This window comes from Embleya sp. NPDC008237 (assembly GCF_042956465.1).
Taxonomy (GTDB): domain Bacteria; phylum Actinomycetota; class Actinomycetes; order Streptomycetales; family Streptomycetaceae; genus Embleya.
Genome location: NZ_JBIBGL010000014.1, coordinates 92,715 through 112,679 on the forward strand (window position 1 = coordinate 92,715; position 19,965 = coordinate 112,679).

19 protein-coding genes are annotated in these 19,965 nt (G+C 69.4%); 8 read left to right on the top strand and 11 right to left on the bottom strand.

Translation table 11 applies throughout. From position 1 onward, the window contains the following. Positions 1-550 precede the first annotated feature (550 nt). Positions 551-1,834 carry an MATE family efflux transporter gene (locus ACFZBU_RS32240; protein ID WP_391587405.1) on the top strand — a complete coding sequence of 428 codons (1,284 nt, stop codon included), beginning with the start codon at positions 551-553 and terminating at the stop codon, positions 1,832-1,834. A 101-nt stretch (positions 1,835-1,935) separates the two neighbouring features. Here ACFZBU_RS32240 and ACFZBU_RS32245 read toward each other — a convergent pair whose 3' ends face one another. From ACFZBU_RS32245 to rpsF, 9 genes are all read right to left on the bottom strand, one after another. Further along, positions 1,936-2,145, bottom strand: a complete 210-nt coding sequence (locus tag ACFZBU_RS32245; protein ID WP_391587234.1) for a heavy-metal-associated domain-containing protein — start codon at positions 2,143-2,145, stop codon at positions 1,936-1,938. A 126-nt stretch (positions 2,146-2,271) separates the two neighbouring features. Next, entirely contained in the window at positions 2,272-3,237 is a 966-nt protein-coding gene (locus ACFZBU_RS32250; protein WP_391587235.1) for a hypothetical protein, read from the bottom strand. Further along, positions 3,234-4,346 carry a hypothetical protein gene (locus ACFZBU_RS32255; RefSeq protein ID WP_391587236.1) on the bottom strand — a complete coding sequence of 371 codons (1,113 nt, stop codon included), beginning with the start codon at positions 4,344-4,346 and terminating at the stop codon, positions 3,234-3,236. Before ACFZBU_RS32255 ends, ACFZBU_RS32250 begins: the two co-directional genes overlap by 4 nt. Then, positions 4,343-4,798 carry a DUF4188 domain-containing protein gene (locus tag ACFZBU_RS32260; protein ID WP_391587237.1) on the bottom strand — a complete coding sequence of 152 codons (456 nt, stop codon included), beginning with the start codon at positions 4,796-4,798 and terminating at the stop codon, positions 4,343-4,345. The genes ACFZBU_RS32255 and ACFZBU_RS32260 overlap by 4 nt, the downstream gene beginning before the upstream one ends. Continuing rightward, positions 4,795-6,339 (bottom strand): phenylacetate--CoA ligase family protein, encoded by a 1,545-nt coding sequence (locus ACFZBU_RS32265; RefSeq protein ID WP_391587238.1) that lies wholly within the window; start codon positions 6,337-6,339, stop codon positions 4,795-4,797. The genes ACFZBU_RS32260 and ACFZBU_RS32265 overlap by 4 nt, the downstream gene beginning before the upstream one ends. A 157-nt stretch (positions 6,340-6,496) precedes the next feature. Then, positions 6,497-6,943 carry a 50S ribosomal protein L9 gene (rplI, locus tag ACFZBU_RS32270; RefSeq protein WP_020557175.1) on the bottom strand — a complete coding sequence of 149 codons (447 nt, stop codon included), beginning with the start codon at positions 6,941-6,943 and terminating at the stop codon, positions 6,497-6,499. Between the two features lie 17 nt (positions 6,944-6,960). After that, on the bottom strand, positions 6,961-7,197 hold the full coding sequence (rpsR, locus tag ACFZBU_RS32275) for a 30S ribosomal protein S18 (RefSeq protein ID WP_020557174.1): 237 nt from the start codon (positions 7,195-7,197) through the stop codon (positions 6,961-6,963). 66 nt (positions 7,198-7,263) lie between these two features. Then, positions 7,264-7,869: a single-stranded DNA-binding protein gene (locus tag ACFZBU_RS32280; RefSeq protein ID WP_391587239.1), complete on the bottom strand. Its 606-nt coding sequence runs from the start codon at positions 7,867-7,869 to the stop codon at positions 7,264-7,266. A 76-nt stretch (positions 7,870-7,945) separates the two neighbouring features. Next, positions 7,946-8,236: a 30S ribosomal protein S6 gene (gene rpsF / locus ACFZBU_RS32285; RefSeq protein WP_020557172.1), complete on the bottom strand. Its 291-nt coding sequence runs from the start codon at positions 8,234-8,236 to the stop codon at positions 7,946-7,948. A 244-nt stretch (positions 8,237-8,480) separates the two neighbouring features. Between rpsF and ACFZBU_RS32290 the strand changes: the two genes are divergently transcribed. The 3 genes from ACFZBU_RS32290 to ACFZBU_RS32300 all read left to right on the top strand — a co-directional run bounded on the left by ACFZBU_RS32290 (position 8,481) and on the right by ACFZBU_RS32300 (position 11,338). Continuing rightward, entirely contained in the window at positions 8,481-8,807 is a 327-nt protein-coding gene (locus tag ACFZBU_RS32290) for a hypothetical protein (protein ID WP_391587240.1), read from the top strand. 248 nt (positions 8,808-9,055) lie between these two features. Beyond that, a complete protein-coding gene (locus tag ACFZBU_RS32295) occupies positions 9,056-10,174 on the top strand; it encodes a lipid II:glycine glycyltransferase FemX (protein ID WP_391587241.1) in 1,119 nt (372 codons plus the stop codon). Between the two features lie 132 nt (positions 10,175-10,306). Further along, positions 10,307-11,338, top strand: coding sequence for an alanine racemase (locus tag ACFZBU_RS32300; RefSeq protein ID WP_391587242.1), 1,032 nt, complete (start codon positions 10,307-10,309; stop codon positions 11,336-11,338). A 128-nt stretch (positions 11,339-11,466) separates the two neighbouring features. Here the strand turns inward: ACFZBU_RS32300 and ACFZBU_RS32305 are convergent, their stop codons facing one another. After that, positions 11,467-12,906 carry a glycosyltransferase family 87 protein gene (locus ACFZBU_RS32305; protein ID WP_391587243.1) on the bottom strand — a complete coding sequence of 480 codons (1,440 nt, stop codon included), beginning with the start codon at positions 12,904-12,906 and terminating at the stop codon, positions 11,467-11,469. Between the two features lie 143 nt (positions 12,907-13,049). Then, positions 13,050-15,419, bottom strand: coding sequence for a transglycosylase domain-containing protein (locus tag ACFZBU_RS32310; RefSeq protein ID WP_391587244.1), 2,370 nt, complete (start codon positions 15,417-15,419; stop codon positions 13,050-13,052). 531 nt (positions 15,420-15,950) lie between these two features. On the opposite strand from ACFZBU_RS32310, the gene ACFZBU_RS32315 reads away from it, so the two are divergent. The 4 genes from ACFZBU_RS32315 to ACFZBU_RS32330 all read left to right on the top strand — a co-directional run bounded on the left by ACFZBU_RS32315 (position 15,951) and on the right by ACFZBU_RS32330 (position 19,841). After that, positions 15,951-16,610: a PadR family transcriptional regulator gene (locus tag ACFZBU_RS32315; RefSeq protein WP_391587245.1), complete on the top strand. Its 660-nt coding sequence runs from the start codon at positions 15,951-15,953 to the stop codon at positions 16,608-16,610. Between the two features lie 48 nt (positions 16,611-16,658). Continuing rightward, positions 16,659-17,738 (top strand): inositol-3-phosphate synthase, encoded by a 1,080-nt coding sequence (locus ACFZBU_RS32320; RefSeq protein WP_020557165.1) that lies wholly within the window; start codon positions 16,659-16,661, stop codon positions 17,736-17,738. 142 nt (positions 17,739-17,880) lie between these two features. After that, positions 17,881-19,200, top strand: a complete 1,320-nt coding sequence (locus ACFZBU_RS32325; RefSeq protein ID WP_391587246.1) for an MFS transporter — start codon at positions 17,881-17,883, stop codon at positions 19,198-19,200. A gap of 242 nt (positions 19,201-19,442) precedes the next feature. Continuing rightward, a complete protein-coding gene (locus ACFZBU_RS32330; protein WP_391587247.1) occupies positions 19,443-19,841 on the top strand; it encodes a hypothetical protein in 399 nt (132 codons plus the stop codon). Positions 19,842-19,965 lie beyond the last annotated feature (124 nt).

Consider the following 19,965-nt stretch of genomic DNA (forward strand, 5'->3'; position numbering starts at 1 on the left):
CGCAGTACACCGTGTCCTTCATACGCCACACGGCCGACAGATCCGCCGCGCGACGCGGCGTGCGGCCCTTCACCGTACGGGTGGACCCGGGGACGACCAAGACGGTCATACACAGGGCCTGTGGATAACTGTGGACAACCTGTGGAGAGAGGTGGGTCCAGCTGTGCACAAGCTGTGTGCAGTCAGCCGCCAACGCTTCGCAATCATGTCCACAAACCCGCCCTGACCTGCGATTTCTCTATCCACCGGCTGTGTATGTGAAAAACTGTTGGGCGAATCATGCGGCTATCGCCCCACGTGTGCACCCGCGTACGCCCCGCGCTCGCCGGTAATGACCAGGAGCGCATTGTGACCCTTACCTGTGGATGACTACGGTGGACGGGTGCCGTCCACGGTCCCGTCCCCACCCCCAGAGCCGCCCGTCCCGGAGCCGGCCACCAAGCCCACCAAGCCCACCGGCAAGCCCACCGGCAAGCCCACCGCCGAGCCCACCACCCGGCCCGCCTCACCGCCCACCGCCCGGACGCAGCGCCGCGCCCACGACCGCGACATCCTGCGCCTGGCGATACCGGCCTTCTTCGCCCTCGTCGCCGAGCCGCTGTTCGTGCTCGTCGACTCGGCGATCATCGGCCGGCTCGGCACACCCCAACTGGCCGGCCTGGGCGTCGCGGGCACAATGCTGACCACCCTGGTCAACCTGTGCGTGTTCCTCGCCTACGCGACCACCGCCGCGGTCGCCCGACTCATGGGCGCGGGCGATCCGCGCGCCGCGATCCGCCAGGGCCTGGACGGCGTCTGGCTGGCCGCGCTGCTGGGCATCGGGCTGCTCGTGGTCGGCCTCGTCGGCGCCCCGTGGATCGTCGCGGCGTTCGGCGCCTCGGACAGCGCGACGCCGCATGCGGTGACCTACCTGCGGATCGGCTCGCTGGGCATCCCCGCGATGCTGATCGTGCTCGCCGCCACCGGCGTGCTGCGCGGCCTCCAGGACACCCGAACCCCGCTCGTGGTCGCGGTCCTCGGCTTCGGCGCCAACCTGCTGCTCAACGTCGGGTTCGTGTACGGCCTGCACTGGGGCATCGCCGGTTCCGCGTGGGGCACGGTGCTCGCCCAGACCGCGATGGCCCTGGTCTACCTGGTCACCGTCGTCCGCGGCGCCCGCCGACACGGCGCCTCGCTACGCCCGGACACGGCCGGCATCCGGGCCTCCGCCTCGGCCGGCGCGCCGCTGTTCGTCCGTACGGTCAGCCTGCGGGCCATCCTGATCGTGGCCACCGTGGCGGCCACCCACATGGGCGACACCTCGATCGCCACCCACCAGGTCGCCTGGCAGGTGTGGACGTTCCTGGCCTTCGCGATGGACGCCCTGGCCATCGCGGCGCAGGCGATCGTGGGCCGGGCCCTGGGCGCGGGGGACGCGAGCGGCGCCCGCGCGGCGACCCGCCGGATGCTGGTGTGGGGGATGTGGACCGGCGTGCTGTTCGCGGTCGTGGTGATCGCCGCCCGCCCGCTGTACATCCCGCTGTTCACCACCGACCCGGCGGTGCGGGACCTGCTCGCCGGCACCCTGCTCGCGGTGGCCGCACTCCAGCCGCTGGCCGGCGCGGTGTTCGTGTTGGACGGGGTGCTGATCGGCGCGGGCGACGGCCGCTACCTCGCGCTGACCATGCCCATCGTGCTGGCCGCCTTCTGCGCGGCGCTGGGCACCGTGCTGGCCCTGGGCGGCGGGCTGATCGCGGTGTGGTGGTGGGCGATCGGCACCTTCATGGTCACCCGGGTGCTCCTGCTCGGCAGGCGAGCGTACGGGGACGCCTGGCTGGTGACCGGCAGGCGCTGAAGCACCGGGGTGCGGCCTGCGGAAGGCCGCATCTCACCGGACCACGACCTCCCGTGCCCTCGGCCGCGTCCCGTCGGCCGGGCCGACGGGACGACGACGACTCACGCCCCGACGACCTGGTAACCCGCCTCGACGACGGCCGCACGCACCGCGTCCGCATCCACGGGCTGCTCGGACGTCACGGTCACCAGACCCGAGGCCAGCTCGACCTTGACGTCGGTCACGCCGGACACCTCGGAGACCTCCTCGGTGACGGACGAGACGCAGTGGCCGCAGGTCATCCCGCTGACGGTGAAGGTGGCGGTGCTCATGACGGTGATCCTTTCGTCGACACGAGGACCATGATCGGCCCCACGAGGACGAATTTATACCCCCCTAGGGTATCGAGGCAAGCCGATCCGCCCACCCGTTCGAGGGACTTGGCGCCGACCCCGTGCTCAGTCCGTCCACCGCGCGGAACGCACCGGCTCGGCCACCGGCCGCCCGACCCGGAACACCGCGAGCGCCGTGGCGCCCACCATGGCCTCCACCTCTCCCGCCGTCCGCGCACAGTCGATCACCTGGCTGAGCGGATGCGTCGCGTAGCCGTGCCGGGCCAGCGTCAACCAACAGCGCAGCAACCCCCGCCCCGACTCCAGCAGGTCCACCGCACCCACCGGCCCGCTCGGCGCGGTCAGCACCAGCACACTCCCGTCGTACCGCAACACCCCCCGCGACGCCGCCGCCAGCCCCCGCGCCAGCCCGAGCCGCCGCAACACCCGATACGCGCCCGGGCGCAGCACCGTGTGCAGCGCCCGCTCCTCGAACCGGGACAGCGCCAACGCGGGCCCGGTCAGCCCGTCCCGGGCATCCGGGCGACCGGCGGGCGCGGGTCGCAACCGCAACCACCGGCGCAGCTCGGCGACCAGTGCCGGGTCCGCGAACAGCCGGCGATCCGCCTCCTCCAGCAACGGCGCCAATGCCCGGGTGCCACCCCGCCACAGACCCGCCGACCCGGCAAGCGCCTCCGTGGCCTCGGCCAACAGCGAGTCCGGCAGCGTCCCCGGCGCGTACGCCCCGCGCGCACTGCGCCGCCCCGCCAACTCCGCCGCGGTGAACGGCGTCGGATAACACTCCTCCGCCCGCACGAACCGGGCCACCGCACCCCGCTCCGGGGCCTCGCCCCACTCCACCCGCAGCGGCACCTCCAGCGCCGCGGACGCGATCAGGAACGCCTCCGTGAACGCGCCGAGCGCCAGGAACAGGTCCCGCCGCGTCGGGTCCCCGACCGGCAGCTCGCGCTCGGCGTCCCAGGACAACGCGTAGCCCAGCGCGCCGCTCGGCCTCACCGTCCAGGGCTGCGTGTTGTGTGCGCTGGGCGCCCGCCCGGCCAACCTCAGCAGCTCCGCGAGTCGGGTACTCACCCGGTGAACCCCACTGTTCGCTGGTAGAACGTGTGCCCGTGCAGCTCGTGGCCACCGATCCGGCGATACTGCGCGGCCGACGCCTTGTTGTCGTCCTCGACCCATGTGCTGCGCAACGTGTCGTAGCCGCCCGCCCGCAGCGCCCGATACTGCTCGCGGGCCAGCAGCGTCAGATAGCCGCGCCCCTGGGCGGCCGGCACCGTGCCCTTGATGATCAGCACCGCCTCCCGGCGATAGCGTCCGCGGGTGGCCAACAGCCGCAGCTGGTTGGCGAGATGCAGATCGCCACCGATCCGGATCAGGAACTCCGAAATGTCCGGCACCGCGAGGGTGAACGCGATCGGCTCGCCCGCGCGCTCCAGCCACAGCAGCAGCGACTCGTCCAGCAGATGGGCCAACCCGTCGGTCTGCGCCCGCAGTTCGTCCAGCTCGATCGGCGTGTAGTAGCCCAGCTGCCCGAAGCTCGCGTTCAACATCGTGTGCAGGATCGGCAGTTGCTCGGCCAACCGACGACGCGAGCCGCGCCGGATCACCAACTTCTCGGCGGCGATCCGCGCGTCGTCGAACACATACGTCGTGTCCGGATCGTCGGTGCGCCCTCGCAGATCCGGGCAGATCCAGGTGGACGCGGCGAATCGCCGGGCGAATCCGGCCCGCTCGTACATCTCCGGATACCGCGCCGGATTCCACGCCGAGTCCACGAAGCCGCGCTCGGTGAACCCGGAGGTGATCACCCCACCGGTCTGGTTCGGCAGCAGCGCGACCGGCCCGAACAGGGTGCCGCGGCCGGCCCGCGCGGCCTGCCGCTCCATCAGCTCCACCAGGGTCGTGAACACCGCCGGGTCGTCGGCGAATTCGGTGAGCCCGAACAACTGGTGCCGGCCGCGCAGCTTGGCGTCGAAGCGCCCGTCGGTGTGTAGACAGGTTCGGCCCACCGCCCGGCCGGCCCGGTCGCGCACCACGTACAACTCGATCCCGGCCCGTTGCCACTGCCGCACCTGCCCGTGCAGCACCGGCACGTAGCGATCCTTCGGGTGCAGCCGCAACGGGAGTGCGCAGAAGTCGCGCAGCGCGCGACGGGAGGCGACCCGCTCCACGGTGAGCGTCACGACTTCGCCTTCCGGTGTACCGGCGCGCCGCTCGGCTCGGATCCGATCGGGGTGAACTCCTCGATGTGCGCCATCTCGTTGCCCTCGGCCCGCCACGTACCGTTGCTGTAGCCGGCCGGCTGCGCGTCGAAGAGCCGGATGAAGCCCGCCGTGCCGTTGCGGTCGCCGTGATCGGTCATCCAGCACATCAGGTCGCGGTGCGCCTTGGAGCGGGCGAACCGCAACAGCGCGTCCCGGTCCGCGAACACCGCGACCGTACCGAGCGTAAACGGCCCCTGCCGGTACACCTTGTGCCAGCGGTAGCCGTCCATCCGCTTCATGGTGCGCACCATCCGCAACCACGGCCGGGCCAGCGAGAGCAGCGAGCGCAGTCCGCTGTAGTGCGTGGCCCCGATGAACAACGCCTCGCCCTGTGCCTGCGGCGGCGCCGCCGAGAAGTCGGTGGTCCTCATCGCTGCTCCCCCTCCACGAGGTAGACGTTCTTGATCCTGCTGGTGCCGCGCAGGAACGGCCCGGTCCCGAAGTCGTGCACGAGCACCCGCACATCGGCCGACGTGGGGTCCTCCGCGAGCGATTGGGCGAAGTCCCGACTGACCCGGGCCAGGTGCCGCACCACACCCTCGCGGCACACCCGGGCGAGCTTGTCCCGATCCACGTCGCCCGGCGAAGTCCCGTCGCGCAGCTGGAGATTGACCACGGGCCGGCTCTCCAGATCGGCGTACTCGTCGACGGTCAGGCAGAACCCCTCCAGGTGCGCCGCCATCGGGTTGTCCCGATACAGCCCGTACTCGACGTCCTGCGGATAGATGTTGGCGCCCATGTACGAGATGGTGCTGTCCTTGCGTCCGAACAGCAGCAGCAGCGGCAGCCGCATGCCCTCGACCCGGGCCGCGCGCTCCCAGTCGACCCATGCCCGGGCGTCCGGCCGGATCATCTCCTCGACCTGCGCGAAGGTCAGCAACCGGCCCTCGTCGCCGATGTTGTAGCGCACCTTCGGGCTCATCACCGCGGTCGAGTTGATCGTGCAGATCACCTCGTCCTCGGCGTTGGTCTCCAGGTACGTCTCCAGCGGGTTGTACTGGAACACCATCGGCACCCGGCCCTCGTCCGGCCCCAGCAGTTGCGCCCGCAGTCGCTCGTCGGTCAGCAGCCGCTTGCGCAGCCACACCGTCGCGTCGCTCTCGCCGGCCATCCCGATGGTCAGGTCCGAGGCCCCGTAGCCGGAGCGCACCTTGACGAAGCGCTCCTCCAGGTAGTCGCGCAGCGCCTCGGTCATGCCCTCACCCCCGACGAAGCCGTACATCGCATGCCGACGCCAGTCGAAGCCGTCGGCGTCCAGCCGGTCGCGCAGGTGCTTGAGGAACGGCGGGTACGCGGTGACCAGGTAGGTGAAACGCGGCCCGAAGTGGCGCAGCGTGTCCACGATCTTGTCGATGTCCGGACCGGTGTTCTTGACCATCGCCACCCGGGCCATCGCGATCCCGGTGTTGGTCCCGGTGGCCCACGCGCCCATCGAGTACGCGTTGATCACGAACAACTTGCGCCGGGGGAAGACCAGCGAGGTGTAGCCGGCCACATTGCGGTGCACCGACTTGAGTTCACGCCGCGACCGCAGCCAGTTGTGCGGTGTCCCGGAGGATCCGGACGACTCGTCCACGACCGTCCCGGCCACCTCCAGGGTGCCCAGCCAGCAGCGGGTGTCCTCGGGGTACGCCTTGACGTAGTTCTCCTTGGACGTCTCCGGGTACGAGGTGAGGTCGAACCAGCGGAAGCGCCACCGGTGCCGGCGCAGGAAGTCGCGGTAGGCGGGGACATCGAGCGCGGCGAACTGGCAGGTCATCCACGCGTGTCGGCGGGCGAACCGCTGCATCCACGGCCGGTAGTTGCGCGCGGTCCAACGCCACACGACGGGATGGACGCGGTAGAGCTGATACAGACCGGTCAGCGCGAAGCTGACCACACGCAGCAACCACTGTCGGATGAACCTGGCCATGACCGTCCGCCCCTTTGCCCCGCCGGCCCACCCGGCGTGTGTCTCCAGCCTGCGGTGACAGGGGTGTTCGGGACATGAGTACCGCTACTCAGTCGGCTACTCGAAACGCCGAACGGCCCGACCCCCGGGAGGGGTCGGGCCGTTCGGGTGCTTCAGGTCAGGCAGGCACGACGTCGAGGTCGAGCGCGGCCGAAACCTCCTGGTGGAGGCGGACCGTGATGCGGTGCGAGCCGACGGTCTTGATCGGCGTGCCGATCTCGACGCGACGCTTGTCGATGTCCGGACCGCCGGCGGCCTTGATGGCCGACACGACGTCCGCGACGGTGACCGAGCCGAAGAGTCGGCCCGTCTCGCCGGCGCGCGTCTGGAGCGTCACCTTGAGACCCGCGAGCTGACCCTTGACCTCGGCGGCCTGGTCGAGCGTGCGGATCTCGCGGACCTTGCGGGCGCGACGAATGGCCGCCACGTCCTTCTCGCCGCCACGGCTCCAGCGAATCGCGTAGCCGCGCGGGATGAGGTAGTTGCGGCCGTAGCCGTCCTTGACCTCGATGATGTCGCCGGGCTCACCGAGACCGGTCACCTCGTGGGTGAGGATGAGCTTCATGACAAGATCACCCTTTCTCAGCGAGCAGTGCTGGTGTACGGCAGCAGCGCCATCTCGCGGCTGTTCTTGACAGCCACGGCGACGTCACGCTGGTGCTGCGTGCAGTTACCGGTCACGCGACGAGCGCGGATCTTCCCGCGGTCGGAGATGAACTTCCGCAGCAGGTTGGTGTCCTTGTAGTCCACATAGGAGATCTTCTCCTTGCAGAACACGCAGACCTTCTTCTTAGGCTTGCGCGCAGGCGCCTTCGCCATTGTGCTCTCCAGATCGTTTCAGAAGTCTTCAGCTCGGGGTGCGAACCGATCCCTCGGCCGTGCGGCCTAGAAGGGGGGTTCGTCCGAGTAGCCGCCCGGCGGGGGACCCCAGCCCCCCGCGCCGCCGCCGCCCTGCTGCTGGCCGCCCCCTGCGGGAGTGGCCCACGGGTCGTCGGCGGGTGCGCCACCGCCCTGCTGGGGACGGCCGCCGTAGCCACCGCCGCCCTGCTGTCCGCCGCCCTGCTGGCCGCCGTAACCGCCACCCTGCTGCTGACCGCCGCCGTACCCACCCTGACCGCCGCCTCCGCGGCTGGTCTTGGTGATCTTGGCGGTGGCCCACTTCAGGGTCGGGCCGATCTCGTCGACCTCGAGCTCCACGACGGTGCGCTTCTCGCCCTCTTTGGTCTCGTAGGACCGCTGCTTCAGCCGGCCCTGGACGATGACGCCCGTGCCGCGCTGGAGGGATTCCGCGACGTTCTCCGCCAGCTGCTTCCAGGCCGAACAACGGAGGAACAGCGCTTCGCCGTCCTTCCACTCGTTCGTCTGACGGTCGAACGTGCGCGGCGTGGACGCCACGGTGAAGTTCGCGACAGCGGCACCGCTGGGCGTGAAGCGCAGTTCCGGGTCGGCAGTCAGGTTTCCGACAACAGTGATGATGGTCTCGCCTGCCATGCTGACCCCTTCGCTGATTTCAGCGCAGTGCTGCGTTTCGACGTGCGGTGCGGTTGGTGGTGCGCGCGAGCTCGGACTAGCGCTGGTCGGGGCGCAGGACCTTGGTCCGCAGCACCGACTCGTTGAGGTTCATCTGACGGTCGAGTTCCTTGACGGTCGCGGGCTCCGCGGCCAGGTCCACGACGGCGTAGATGCCCTCGGACTTCTTCTTGATCTCGTACGAGAGCCGGCGACGGCCCCACGTGTCGATCTTCTCGACCTTGCCACCGTCGTTGCGGATGACATTGAGGAACTGCTCGAGCAGCGGCGTGACCGCGCGCTCTTCGAGGTCCGCGTCGAGGATGACCATGAGTTCGTAGCTACGCATGTGAACACCCACCTCCTGTGGACTGATCGGCCACGGAATCTCCGTGGCAGGAGGGCTTGCGTAATGCCGCCACGCCAAGGCGGCCCCCGATTCGTGAACACACGGGGGTGCCGAGAGTGCAGCGGACGGTACAGCGTACCCGGCCCCGGTCACAGTCTTGAAATCCGAGCATGACGCCGGTCACCGCGGGGGATGTTTATACGGACAAAACGTCCGTCCCGCAGTCACTCACCGGAGGTGCGTGATGGCACATACGATCCGCCGTACGGGAACCGCGGCCACCGCGGGAGCGCACCGGCCCCGGCTGACCCTCAACTCCGACGGCCGTGCCCATCCGCGCGAGAACGCGCTGGTGGCCGCGGTGGTGCTGTTCGCGCTGGTGGGGGGCATCTGCGCGATCTTCGAGAACATGCACATCCTGGGCGCGTGGACCGCGCTCGCGGGCGTGGTGACCGGCCTGGTCAGCCAGATGTTCTCCGCGACCACGGGTGAACGGGTGGTCACGATACTCGCGCTCGGCGTGTCCGCCGTGGCCCTGTTCATGAACATGTTCCACGGCGGACTGTACTGACGGCTCCACCCGCCCCAGCCGCTCCACCCGCGCACGCGCCGCGACCGACTCGGCCCGCCGGACAGGAAACCGGCGGGCCGAGTCGAGTGCGCGTACGGGTCGGGCGCGAGCCCGCGGGAGCATCCGTTTCGACGGGTAAGGTCCGCCTCGTCCTCGTACGGTCCGACTCGGGTCGCCGGGCACGATCCATAGCGCCCAAAGGCGCAGTAACCTCTGTCACGGCCGAACCGATTTCGAGGAGCTCTTACATGTCTTTGCGCCTGAGGACGCTCACCGCCGAGGAGCATCTCGCCTTCATCAAGGGCAGGCCCTCCGTGAGCTTTCTTCAGTGCCCTTCGTGGGGCGCGGTGAAGAGTGAGTGGCGATCCGAGAGCATCGGTTGGATCGACGAGTCGGGCGCCGTCGTGGGCGCGGCACTCGTGCTGTACCGGCAACTGCCGAAGATAAAGCGCTATCTCGCGTACATGCCGGAGGGCCCGGTCATCGACTGGTTCGACGGCGACCTGCGCAAGTGGCTCGACCCGATGCTCGCGCACCTCAAGAGCCGCGGCTCGTTCTCGGTCAAGATGGGCCCGCCGGTGGTGATCGCCCGCTGGGAGGCGGACACGATCAAGAAGGCGATCGCGGCCAAGTCGGCGAACCGGCTGCGCGATCTGACCCCGGACTGGACCGACGACCGGAGCGCCGAGCTGGAGCGGCAACTGCGCGGCCTGGGTTGGCAGCAGGACGCGTCGGGCGGGGCCGGCTTCGGCGACGTGCAGCCGCGCTACGTGTTCCAGGTGCCGCTGGTCCGGCGCAGCCTGGACGACGTGCACGCGGGCTTCAACCAGCTGTGGCGACGCAACATCAAGAAGGCCACCAAGGCCGGCGTGGACGTGGTCCAGGGCGGCTACGACGACCTGCCCGTCTTCCACGAGGTCTACAAGGTCACCGCGGTACGCGACCACTTCACCCCGCGGCCGTTGGCCTACTTCCAGGGCATGTGGAAGGCGCTCAACGCCGAGGACCCCGAGCGCATGCGGCTGTATCTGGCCAAGCACGAGGGCGAGGTGCTCGCCTCCACCACGATGGTCACCGTCGGCGACCACGTCTGGTACTCGTACGGCGCATCGGCCAACCACAAGCGCGAGGTCCGGCCCTCGAACGCGATCCAGTGGCGGATGTTGCGGGACGCGTACGCGCTCGGCGCCTCGGCCTACGACCTGCGCGGCATCAGCGACACGCTGGACGAGAACGACCACCTCTTCGGGCTCATCCAGTTCAAGCTCGGCACCGGTGGTCAGGCCGTCGAGTATCTCGGCGAGTGGGACTTCCCGCTCAACAAGATGCTGCACAAGGCACTGGACATGTACATGTCACGTCGCTGACGCGACGCCGGCGGCACCTGTGTCGTCGGCTCGATACGTGCTCGTCGCGACGCACCCGGCGTCGTGTGTTCCCCGCCTCCGCCCTGCGTTCCCCAAGGGCAAGTCCCGCACACGGAAGGCCCCGAAACGCCCATGTCGCTCACGCTCTACGTCGATGCCGCCCGCTGGCGCAAGCACCAGGACGAGGTACGCGACACGTTCCCCGGTCTCGTACCGGTGATGAAGGGCAACGGGTACGGGTTCACCAATCCCAGGCTGGCCGAGGAGGCCGCCCGGATGTGCGTGGACACCGTGGCCGTGGGGACCACGTACGAGGCCGCGGTGGTCAAGGACCACTTCGACGGCAAGGTTCTGGTGCTCACGCCGTACCTGCGCGGCGAGGAGGCGGTCCCGCTGCCGGATCGCACCATCCGCACGGTCTCCTCGGTGCAGGCCGCCCGGGACCTGGTGGGCTGCCGGGTGGTGGTCGCGTGCATGACCACGATGAAGCGCGACGGGGTCACCGAGGAGGAGTTGGTCAAGCTCCGCACCGGGATGGACGACGTGCGCCTGGAGGGCTTCTCGCTGCACCTGCCGCTGGACCACCCGGACGGATACGACCCGGTGGCCGAGGTGGTGGGCTGGGTCGAGCGACTGCGCGCGGCCCGGCTGCCGGTGCGCACGATGTACGTCAGCCACCTCACCGCGCCCGAGCTCGCGGTGCTGCGCGAACGGCACCCGGACACCGAGTTCCGGCCGCGGATCGGCACCGACCTGTGGTTGGGCGACCACGACGCGCTGGCCAGTCGGGGCACCGTGCTGGACGTGGTGCGGATCGCGCGCGGCGAGCGGTTCGGCTACCGCCAGCGCAAGGCGCCCAGTGACGGACACCTGGTGGTGGTCAGCGGCGGCACCGCCCAGGGAGTGGGCCTGGAGGCCCCCAAGACCGTGCGCGGGGTGATGCCGCGGGCCAAGGGCGTCGCCCGGGCCGGCCTGGCCACCGTCAACCGCTCGTTGTCCCCGTTCACCTGGGCGGGCAAGCAGCGCTGGTTCGCCGAGCCGCCGCACATGCAGGTCAGCCTGCTGTTCCTGGCCAACGACGTGGCCCCGCCCAAGCCCGGCGACGAGCTGGAGGCCGCGCTGCGGCACACCACGACGCACTTCGACCGGATCGCCCTGCGCTGACCCGAACAACGCAGCGCCTGCCCGAACAACGCAGCGCCGACCCGAACGGCGAAGGCTGATCGGACAAAGAAGAAGGCGGCCCCGGTCGCGGCGGGCGAACCGCCGCGACCGGGGCCGCTTCGACGTGTTCAGCCCTGCGTGCGGGCCAGAACCGAGGTCGGCACGAAGGCGTCCGGCGCCCGGTCGAGCACCCCGCCCGAGGGGTCGTCGCCGCCGTCCGCGCGCACCGGATCCCGGTCCGGGCGCAGGATGTCGCGCACCACCACCATGCACAGGTACGCGGTGCCGAGCAGGTGCAGCAGGATCACCACATGGTAGGCGTTCTGCGACAGGCCCTTGCCGGAGAACGAGGCGATGTACATCCACACGCCGATGAAGTACGTCACCTCGCACGCCTGCCAGATCAGGAAGTCCCGCCAGCGCGGCCGGGCGAGCACCGCCAGCGGGATCAGCCACAGCACGTACTGCGGCGAATAGACCTTGTTGGTCAGGATGAAGGCGGCCACGATCAGGAACACCAGTTGGGCGAACCGCGGTCGGCGCGGTGCGTACATCGCCAGCGCGGCGATCGCCAGACAGCACAGCACCAGGCTGAGCGTGACGTAGGTGTTCAGGTGCTCCAGTGGTCGACCGTCGCGCTGCTGGATGATCAACCACAGCGAGCCGTAGTCGGCGGGGCGGTCCTGGCTGAACGTGTAGAAGAGTTTCCAGCCCTCGCGGATGTGCAAGCCGCCGTCGAAGTCCGCCATCACCGGCAGGTTCACCACCAGCCAGGACACCGTCGCCGCCGCCGCGGTCCTGGCGAAGGCCGACATCCGGCCCGAGCGCAGACACAGCAGGAACAGCGGGGCCAGCAGCAGCACCGGATACAGCTTGGCCGCGGTCGCCAGGCCGATCAGCACGCCGGCGACCACCACGTTGCGCCGCGCCCACGACCACATCGCCACCGCCGTCAGCGCGACCGCGACCAGGTCCCAGTTGATCAGCCCGTTCAGCGCCAACGCGGGCGCACACGCCACCATCGCGGCGTCCCAGGGGCGTCGTCCGGAGGTGCCCTTGACCGCGATCACGGTCACCACGGCGCAGGCCATCATGATCAACGCGTTGATCATCACGAACCACAGCTGCTCGTCCCGCAGATCGCCCCCGGTGATGTCCCCGGCCGCCCGTGCCAGGGTCCCGGCGAAGGCCATCACCCCGCCGGTGATGACCGGGTACTCCAGGAACCTCATGTCCTTGTCGCCGGTCTCCTGGAAGTACGGGATCTTCCCGTCCGCGAGGCCGCGATTGACGTACAGGTGCGGCATGTCGCTGTAGCAGGCGTGCGAGTACTGCGTGGTGCCGGAGAACCAGCCGCCGTCGTAGCAGGGCTTCTTCTGCATGATTCCCAGCGCGAAGCAGACCACCGCGAGCAGCACGAGCACCCGGACGGGGGTCCACCACCGGTTCGGCACGAACCGGATCCGGCGGCCGGCCGGTCCGCCGACGAGTTCGCTGCCCGCCCGGACCACGGGGTCGTCCCGGGTGGGCAGGACGGGTTCGGTCGATGTCGGCGTCATGGCGCCCATCCTCTCGCGCTCCCCGAGGAAGCTGCCCTCGCCGGCCGGATACGACAACGCGTGCCCCACCGCCGAAGCGATGGGGCACGCGTAAGGCTAGTGCCGCGCCCGGCGCCGTTCACGGCACCGACGCCGGTACGGCACCGAAGCGGTCAGCCCCGCCCGCCGATGATGAAGCCGCTCGAACCCCCGCGGGTGGTGCCCTGCGGCCCCCCGGGCGGATCCGTGCTCGGCGGCTTGGTGGTGCTCGGCGGCTTGGTGGTGTGCCCGCCACCCCCGGGGTCGCCCGTGCCGCCGCCCTGCGGGCCTCCGGGTGCGGAGGTGGTCGGCGCTGCCGGCGAGGTCGGCGGCGCGGTGGTGGGCGGCGGCGAAGACGGTGCGCGCGTCGTCGGCGGCGCCGTCGTCGGCGGGAGCGTTGCGTTGTCCTTCTTGGCGTACTTTTCACCCGGCTGGGCGAAGTCCGTGGACGGCATGCCGTCCATCGCCTTCTTCATGTACTCGGTCCACACCAGCGTCGGCATCGCACCACCGTGCACGGATCCACCGCCGCCCAGACCTTCCAGCGACAACCGGTCGTGCGTGTTGGGATCCTCCCGGAACAGCGCGACCGAGGTCGCCAGTTGCGGGGTGTAGCCCACGAACCACGCCGACTTGTTCTCGTCGGTGGTACCGGTCTTGCCGGCCACCGGGCGGTTCAACTTCTTCGCTTCCCGACCGGTGCCGTCGTTGGTCGGCGGGTTGTCGACGACCCGCATCATCACCTGGTTGACGGTGTCCGCGACGTTCTTGTCGAAGAGCTGCTTGGGCTCGTGCTTGGGCAGATCGACCTTCGAGCCGTCGTGGGTGACTTCCTTGACGAAGTACGGATCCGCGTGCAGGCCGCGAGCGGCGAACGTGGCGTACGCCTCGGCCATGTCCAGCGCGCTGGGCGGGGCCACACCGAGGGCGATCACCGGCTCGGGAGCGAAGTCGTCGAGGTTCTCCGGCAGACCCGCGTCGATCGCGGCCTTCTTGACCTTGTCCGCCCCGACGTTGGCGGCGAGTTGGAGGAAGACGGTGTTGACCGATTTCTCCATGGCTCTGGTGATGGTGACCGGACCGTAGTCCTGGTCGCCCTCGTTCGGCGCCAGATAGTCGGAATTGGTCTTGCTGTTCTTGTAGGTCGAACCGTTCGGCAGCTTGATCGGGATCTTGCTGTCGCCGTTGTAGATGCTCTCCGGCCCGATCGGTCCGTCCTTTCCACCTTCGCGCAACGCCGCCGCGAGGACGAACAGCTTGAACGTCGAACCGGCCTGGATGTCTTGTCGTATCGCGTCGTTGAACTCCTGCTGGACGAAGTCCTTGCCGCCGTACAACGCGACCACCGCGCCGTCGCCGGGGACCACCGAGGCCAGGCCCGTGCGCACGTACTTGTCCGCGCTGTTCTTCTCGGGCTTGAGGGTGTCCGTCAACTGGGTCTGCACCGCCGCGACCGCCGCGTCCTGCTTGGCCTTGTCGAACGTGGTGACGATCTTGAAGCCGCCGCGCGCGAGTTCCGCCTCGGGAATCACCTTGTTGGCCTTGAGGTACTGGTCGGTCACCTTCATCAGGTATCCGGCCTGACCGGCCTTGTTGGTGGCCGGCTTGGGCTTGATCGGCATCGGGAACTGGAGCGTGTCCCGCTCCGCCTTGGCCAGCCAGCCCTCCTTGACCATGCCGTCCAGCGCGTAGTTCCAGCGCCCCTTGACGTTCTCGAGTTGTCGGGGGAACTCGATCACGTCGTAGATGCCCGGCGCGTTGAGCAGGGTCGCCAGATACGCGCCCTCGGCCACGTTCAGCTCGCCGACGTTCTTGCCGTAGTAGGCCTGGGCGGCGGCCTGGATGCCGTACGCGTTGCGGCCGTAGAAGGCGGTGTTGAGGTAACCGACGAGGATGTCGTCCTTGCGCATCTGCCGGTCGACCTTGAGCGCGATGAAGATCTCGCTGAACTTGCGCTTGAAGGTGCGTTCCTGGGTCAGATAGGTGTTCTTGACGTACTGCTGGGTGATGGTCGAACCACCCTGCGTGTCGCCACCCTTGACCATGGTGACCCCGGCCCGCAGCAAGCCCTTCGGCGAGACGCCCGAGTCGCTGTAGAACGACCGGTTCTCGGCCGCGATCACGGCCCGCTGTACGTGCTTGGGGATCTGATCGACCGTCACGTTCTGCCGGTTGACCTGCCCGGTCCGACCGATCTCGGTCTTCCCGTCGGCGTAGTAGTAGATGTTCGACTGGTAGGTCGTGTTCGCGTTCGGGTCCGGCACCTTGACCATCGCGTACGCCAGGGCCGCCAGGCCCATGATCGACGCGAGGAAGAACAGGATCATCGCCAGGATCTGCTTGAAGGACGGCAACCAGCGGCGTACACCGGTCTTGCCGTACCTCGGGTAGTCGATGAACCGCTTCTTCCGGGGCGGTCCGGCCTCCGCTCGCGATCGGCCGCCGGACGCGGGGCCGTTGGCGGCGCGCCGACCACCCGAGCGGGCGGCCTGCCGGGCCTCCACGCGCGAGAGCGGGCGCTCCTCGTCGCCTCCCCCGGGCCCGGCGGGCAGCGACGAGCCACCGGGTGGCGTCCCGCCCCCGGCACCACCTGCGCCCCCGGAATACGAGTCACCGCGCCCCTCGGGGCGCGGTTGCTGTGATCTACGGCGATGTTCACTCATGCGTTCGCTACTCCTCGGCCGTACGACGCGGAGGTCGGACGCACGGGTCGTGGCTCTCCGCTCCCCAGGACGCACACGCGCGGGGGGCGGTTCCGCAGGAAGCGGGGCTTGAGGTACCACACGGCGGAACAGACTACGCGGAACCGCTTTCGCGACCTCACTGTGACCTGCCTGTGACCCGAGTCACCGGCGGCCGCCTTGCCACCACACGGCAAGGAGACCTATCGTCTCGATGTATCGGTTCGATACATCGGGCCGGTACATCGAGCCGGGGGCGCAGGAGCCCCGGCCGGACGAAGGTCGGCTGCGACCGTATCCCACGGTTGCGCAGGATCCACGTCCGGTCCGGTCCGCAGTGGATGGAGGAAGGCGATGAGCAGGCGCGGTGGCGTCCTCGAATTCGCGATCCTCGGCCTGCTGCACGACTCCCCCATGCACGGTTACGAACTGCGCAAGCGGCTCAACACCGTGCTCGGCTCGTTCCGTGCCATCGCCTACGGCACCCTCTACCCGTGCCTGAAGTCCCTGCTGGAACGGGGCTGGCTCGCGGAGGAGGTTCCGGAGGTGACGGCACTCGCCGGCAGCAAGCGGTCCCGGATCGTCTACCAGCTGACGGCACAGGGCAAGGAGCACTTCCAAGAACTGCTGTCCGAGTCCGGGCCCTCGGCCTGGGAGGACGAGAACTTCGGCGTGCACTTCGCCTTCTTCGGTCGAACCGACCACGAGGTGCGCATGCGTATCCTCGAGGGTCGGCGCAGCCGGCTCGAGGAACGCCTCGACCGGGTGCGCGGGTCGCTGACCCGGACGCGGGAGAAGCTCGACGGATACACCCTCGAGTTGCAGCGACACGGCTTGGAGTCGGTCGAGCGCGAGGTGCGCTGGCTGAACGAGCTCATCACCGCCGAGCGGCACGCCGGAGCCACTCCGGACGCCGCCGGACCCGAGGCACCGGTCGACGCGTCGAAGGACGCCGACCGACTTCGGACCCCCACCCAGGACGTGGCCTCGGACCCGTCCGCATCCAACAACTGAGGTCGCCGGTTCATGGCGGCTTCGTCGAGATCACAGGGAGCAACCGGAATGGGTTCGGTTCGCGTAGCCATCGTCGGCGTGGGCAACTGCGCCGCTTCGCTGGTGCAGGGCGTCGAGTACTACAAGGACGCCGACCCGAACAGCCGCGTCCCCGGCCTGATGCACGTGCAGTTCGGCGAGTATCACGTGCGTGACGTCGAGTTCGTGGCCGCTTTCGATGTGGACGCCAAGAAGGTCGGCTTCGACCTCACGGACGCCATCGGTGCCAGCGAGAACAACACGATCAAGATCTGCGACGTGCCGCCGTCGGGTGTCACCGTGCAGCGTGGCCACACCCTGGACGGTCTCGGCAAGTACTACCGCGAGACCATCGAGGAGTCGCCCGAGGCCCCCGTCGACGTGGTCAAGGTCCTCAAGGACCAGGCCGTCGACGTCCTCGTCTGCTACCTCCCGGTGGGCTCCGAGGACGCGGCCAAGTTCTACGCCCAGTGCGCCATCGACGCCAAGGTCGCGTTCGTCAACGCTCTCCCGGTCTTCATCGCCGGGACCAAGGAGTGGGCGGACAAGTTCACCGAGGCGGGCGTGCCGATCGTCGGCGACGACATCAAGTCGCAGGTGGGCGCCACGATCACGCACCGCGTGATGGCGAAGCTCTTCGAGGACCGCGGTGTCCTGCTGGAGCGCACCATGCAGCTCAACGTCGGCGGCAACATGGACTTCAAGAACATGTTGGAGCGCGAGCGCCTGGAGTCGAAGAAGATCTCCAAGACGCAGTCCGTCACCTCGCAGGTCGACCGTGACCTCGGCGCGGACAACGTGCACATCGGCCCGTCGGACTACGTCGCGTGGCTCGACGACCGCAAGTGGGCGTACGTGCGCCTCGAGGGTCGCGCCTTCGGTGACGTCCCGCTGAACCTGGAGTACAAGCTCGAGGTCTGGGACTCGCCGAACTCGGCCGGTGTCATCATCGACGCCGTGCGCGCCGCGAAGATCGCCAAGGACCGCGGCATCGGTGGCCCGATCCTGTCGGCGTCCTCGTACTTCATGAAGTCCCCGCCGGTGCAGTACTTCGACGACGAGGCCCGCAACGCCGTCGAGTCCTTCATCAAGGGCGACATCGAGCGCTGACCCGCTCCGCTCGTCGCGCACCCTCGTGGTGCACCCGGGCAATCGAAGGCCCGGCTCCCGTCCAGGAGCCGGGCCTTCGGCGTACCCGCCGGAGCCGGGTGCGTTTCCGGCCGCGGACCGGCCGCCGGCTACGGTGGGCGCCGTGGCCCTCATCCGTGATCTGCGCTCGCTGCTGAAGCTGCGCGACTTCCGTCGGCTCTTCGCCACCCGGCTGACCTCACAGCTGTCCGACGGGGCCTTCCAGGTCGCCATCGCGGGCCAGGCGTTCTTCTCGCCGGAGAAGCAGACCTCGGCGGCGGACATCGCGACCGCATTCGCGGTACTGCTGCTGCCCTATTCGCTGGTCGGACCGTTCACCGGGGTGCTGCTCGACCGGTGGCGGCGCCGGCAGGTGCTGGTGCTGTGCAACCTGCTGCGGGCGGTACTGGTCGCGGCGACCGCGGGCCTGGTGCTGCTCGGGGTGCCCGACCCGGTCTTCTACGCGGCGGCGCTCGCCGTGCTCTCGGTGAACCGGTTCGTGCTCGCCGGGCTGTCCGCGTCGCTGCCGCGGGTGGTGCCGACCGAGCGGCTGGTGACCGCGAACTCGGTGTCGCCCACGGCCGGGACCGTCGCGGCGGCGATCGGCGGCGGGGCGGCGGTGCTCGTGCACGCGTTCCTGGCCGAGGGCTCCGCGGCGACCGCGCTGGTGATCGTGGTGTCCGGGCTGCTGTACCTGGGCTCGGCGGCGGTCGCGGCCACGATGCCGACCGATCTGCTCGGCCCCGACCCGGACCGGGTGTTGCCCGGGGTGGGCCAGGCGCTGCGTTCGGTGGCGCGCGGGCTGCGCGAGGGCGCGACGCACGTGTGGCGGCGTCGGGCGCCCGCGCACGCGTTGGCGGCGATCACCGCGATGCGGTTCTGCTACGGCGTGCTCACCGTGATGACCGTCTTGCTCTGCCGCAACACGTTCAACGATCCGAGCGACCCCGACGGCGGACTGGCCACCTTCGGGATCACGGTCAGCGTCTCCGCGCTCGGCTTCTTCGTCGCGGCCGTGGCCACGCCCGCGATCACCACCCGGATCGGCGTCGCTGCCTGGATCGGCACGTGTGCGCTCGCGGGGGCGGTGTGTCAGACCGCGCTGGGCCTGCCGTTCGCGTTCGCGCCGCTGGTGGTGGGCGCGTTCCTGCTCGGGCTGACCTCGCAGGGCGCCAAGATCGGCGTGGACACGATCGTGCAGACCACCGTCGACGACGCGTACCGGGGCCGGGTGTTCTCCGTGTACGACGTGCTGTTCAACGTCGCCTTCGTGGGCGCTGCCGCGGTCGCCGCGCTCGGACTGCCCGACGACGGCCGCTCGCCGGCGGTGCTGTTCGCGGTGGCCGCGGTGTACGCGTCGACCGGTGTCCTGTACACACTGGCAGCGCGCCGGCACCCTCCGGTGATCACCACAGCCCTTCCGATGGACAGTCGCCGGCCCTGATATCCCTTTTGATACCTCTCGGGGCTTATTTTCCTCGGCTACATGTCCAGGAAATTACCTGCGGGTAGTGCAATGGCGAGAGCGAAGTTCTAATCTGCACATCCAGCGATTTTCGGCACCTCTGGAGATACTCCATGTCCAATAACGTCGGTTCGGGTGAAAACGATCCTCTGCCGTACATACCGGCATGGACCGAGAACACCCCGCCGCACGGGCACGCGCTCCCGCCGCAGGAAGCGTCGATGTCGCACCCGCCCGTGGTTCGCCGGGCGACGGGCGACGGACGCGCGGCACGCCGGGCGGCGGCCCCGCCGAGCGGGCGGACCGGACGCGGGCACGGGGCATGGATCGCGGTGCTGGCCGTGCTGCTGGTCGGCGGCACCGCCGCCGGGGGCTGGTGGTACGTGCACAAGGAGGACGGTGGACCGCGGATCCACGAGGGGGACTGTCTGCGGGACAAGGCGACCATCGACCAGGACCCGGTGAAGTGCGAGGACCCGGCGGCGCGATTCATCGTGGTCGAGCGGGTCCAGGGGACCACGTTCTCGGGGGTCTGCGATTCGGTGCCGGGCGATCCCATCGCGTTGGCCTCGGACCCCACCGTGGAGAGCTTCGTCCTGTGTCTCGCCGCACGGAAATGATCCGCGGCACAGCCGAATAACGCCTCTATGCCCGTTATTCCGCTCACATTCGACCGGCACAAGGGGAATCCCCGCAGCGGGTGTCCGGCGGGACCCCTAGTGTTCCGGACTGTCTCACCAGTCC

Bases quoted from the DNA above. Each gene is read 5' to 3' on its own strand.
- ACFZBU_RS32245 (WP_391587234.1), bottom strand. From the start codon at position 2,145: ATGAGCACCGCCACCTTCACCGTCAGCGGGATGACCTGCGGCCACTGC.
- ACFZBU_RS32260 (WP_391587237.1), bottom strand. From the start codon at position 4,798: ATGAGGACCACCGACTTCTCGGCGGCGCCGCCGCAGGCACAGGGCGAG.
- ACFZBU_RS32265 (WP_391587238.1), bottom strand. From the start codon at position 6,339: ATGGCCAGGTTCATCCGACAGTGGTTGCTGCGTGTGGTCAGCTTCGCG.
- rplI (WP_020557175.1), bottom strand. From the start codon at position 6,943: ATGAAGCTCATCCTCACCCACGAGGTGACCGGTCTCGGTGAGCCCGGC.
- rpsR (WP_020557174.1), bottom strand. From the start codon at position 7,197: ATGGCGAAGGCGCCTGCGCGCAAGCCTAAGAAGAAGGTCTGCGTGTTC.
- ACFZBU_RS32280 (WP_391587239.1), bottom strand. From the start codon at position 7,869: ATGGCAGGCGAGACCATCATCACTGTTGTCGGAAACCTGACTGCCGAC.
- rpsF (WP_020557172.1), bottom strand. From the start codon at position 8,236: ATGCGTAGCTACGAACTCATGGTCATCCTCGACGCGGACCTCGAAGAG.
- ACFZBU_RS32290 (WP_391587240.1), top strand. From the start codon at position 8,481: ATGGCACATACGATCCGCCGTACGGGAACCGCGGCCACCGCGGGAGCG.
- ACFZBU_RS32295 (WP_391587241.1), top strand. From the start codon at position 9,056: ATGTCTTTGCGCCTGAGGACGCTCACCGCCGAGGAGCATCTCGCCTTC.
- ACFZBU_RS32300 (WP_391587242.1), top strand. From the start codon at position 10,307: ATGTCGCTCACGCTCTACGTCGATGCCGCCCGCTGGCGCAAGCACCAG.
- ACFZBU_RS32305 (WP_391587243.1), bottom strand. From the start codon at position 12,906: ATGGGCGCCATGACGCCGACATCGACCGAACCCGTCCTGCCCACCCGG.
- ACFZBU_RS32315 (WP_391587245.1), top strand. From the start codon at position 15,951: ATGAGCAGGCGCGGTGGCGTCCTCGAATTCGCGATCCTCGGCCTGCTG.
- ACFZBU_RS32320 (WP_020557165.1), top strand. From the start codon at position 16,659: ATGGGTTCGGTTCGCGTAGCCATCGTCGGCGTGGGCAACTGCGCCGCT.
- ACFZBU_RS32330 (WP_391587247.1), top strand. From the start codon at position 19,443: ATGTCGCACCCGCCCGTGGTTCGCCGGGCGACGGGCGACGGACGCGCG.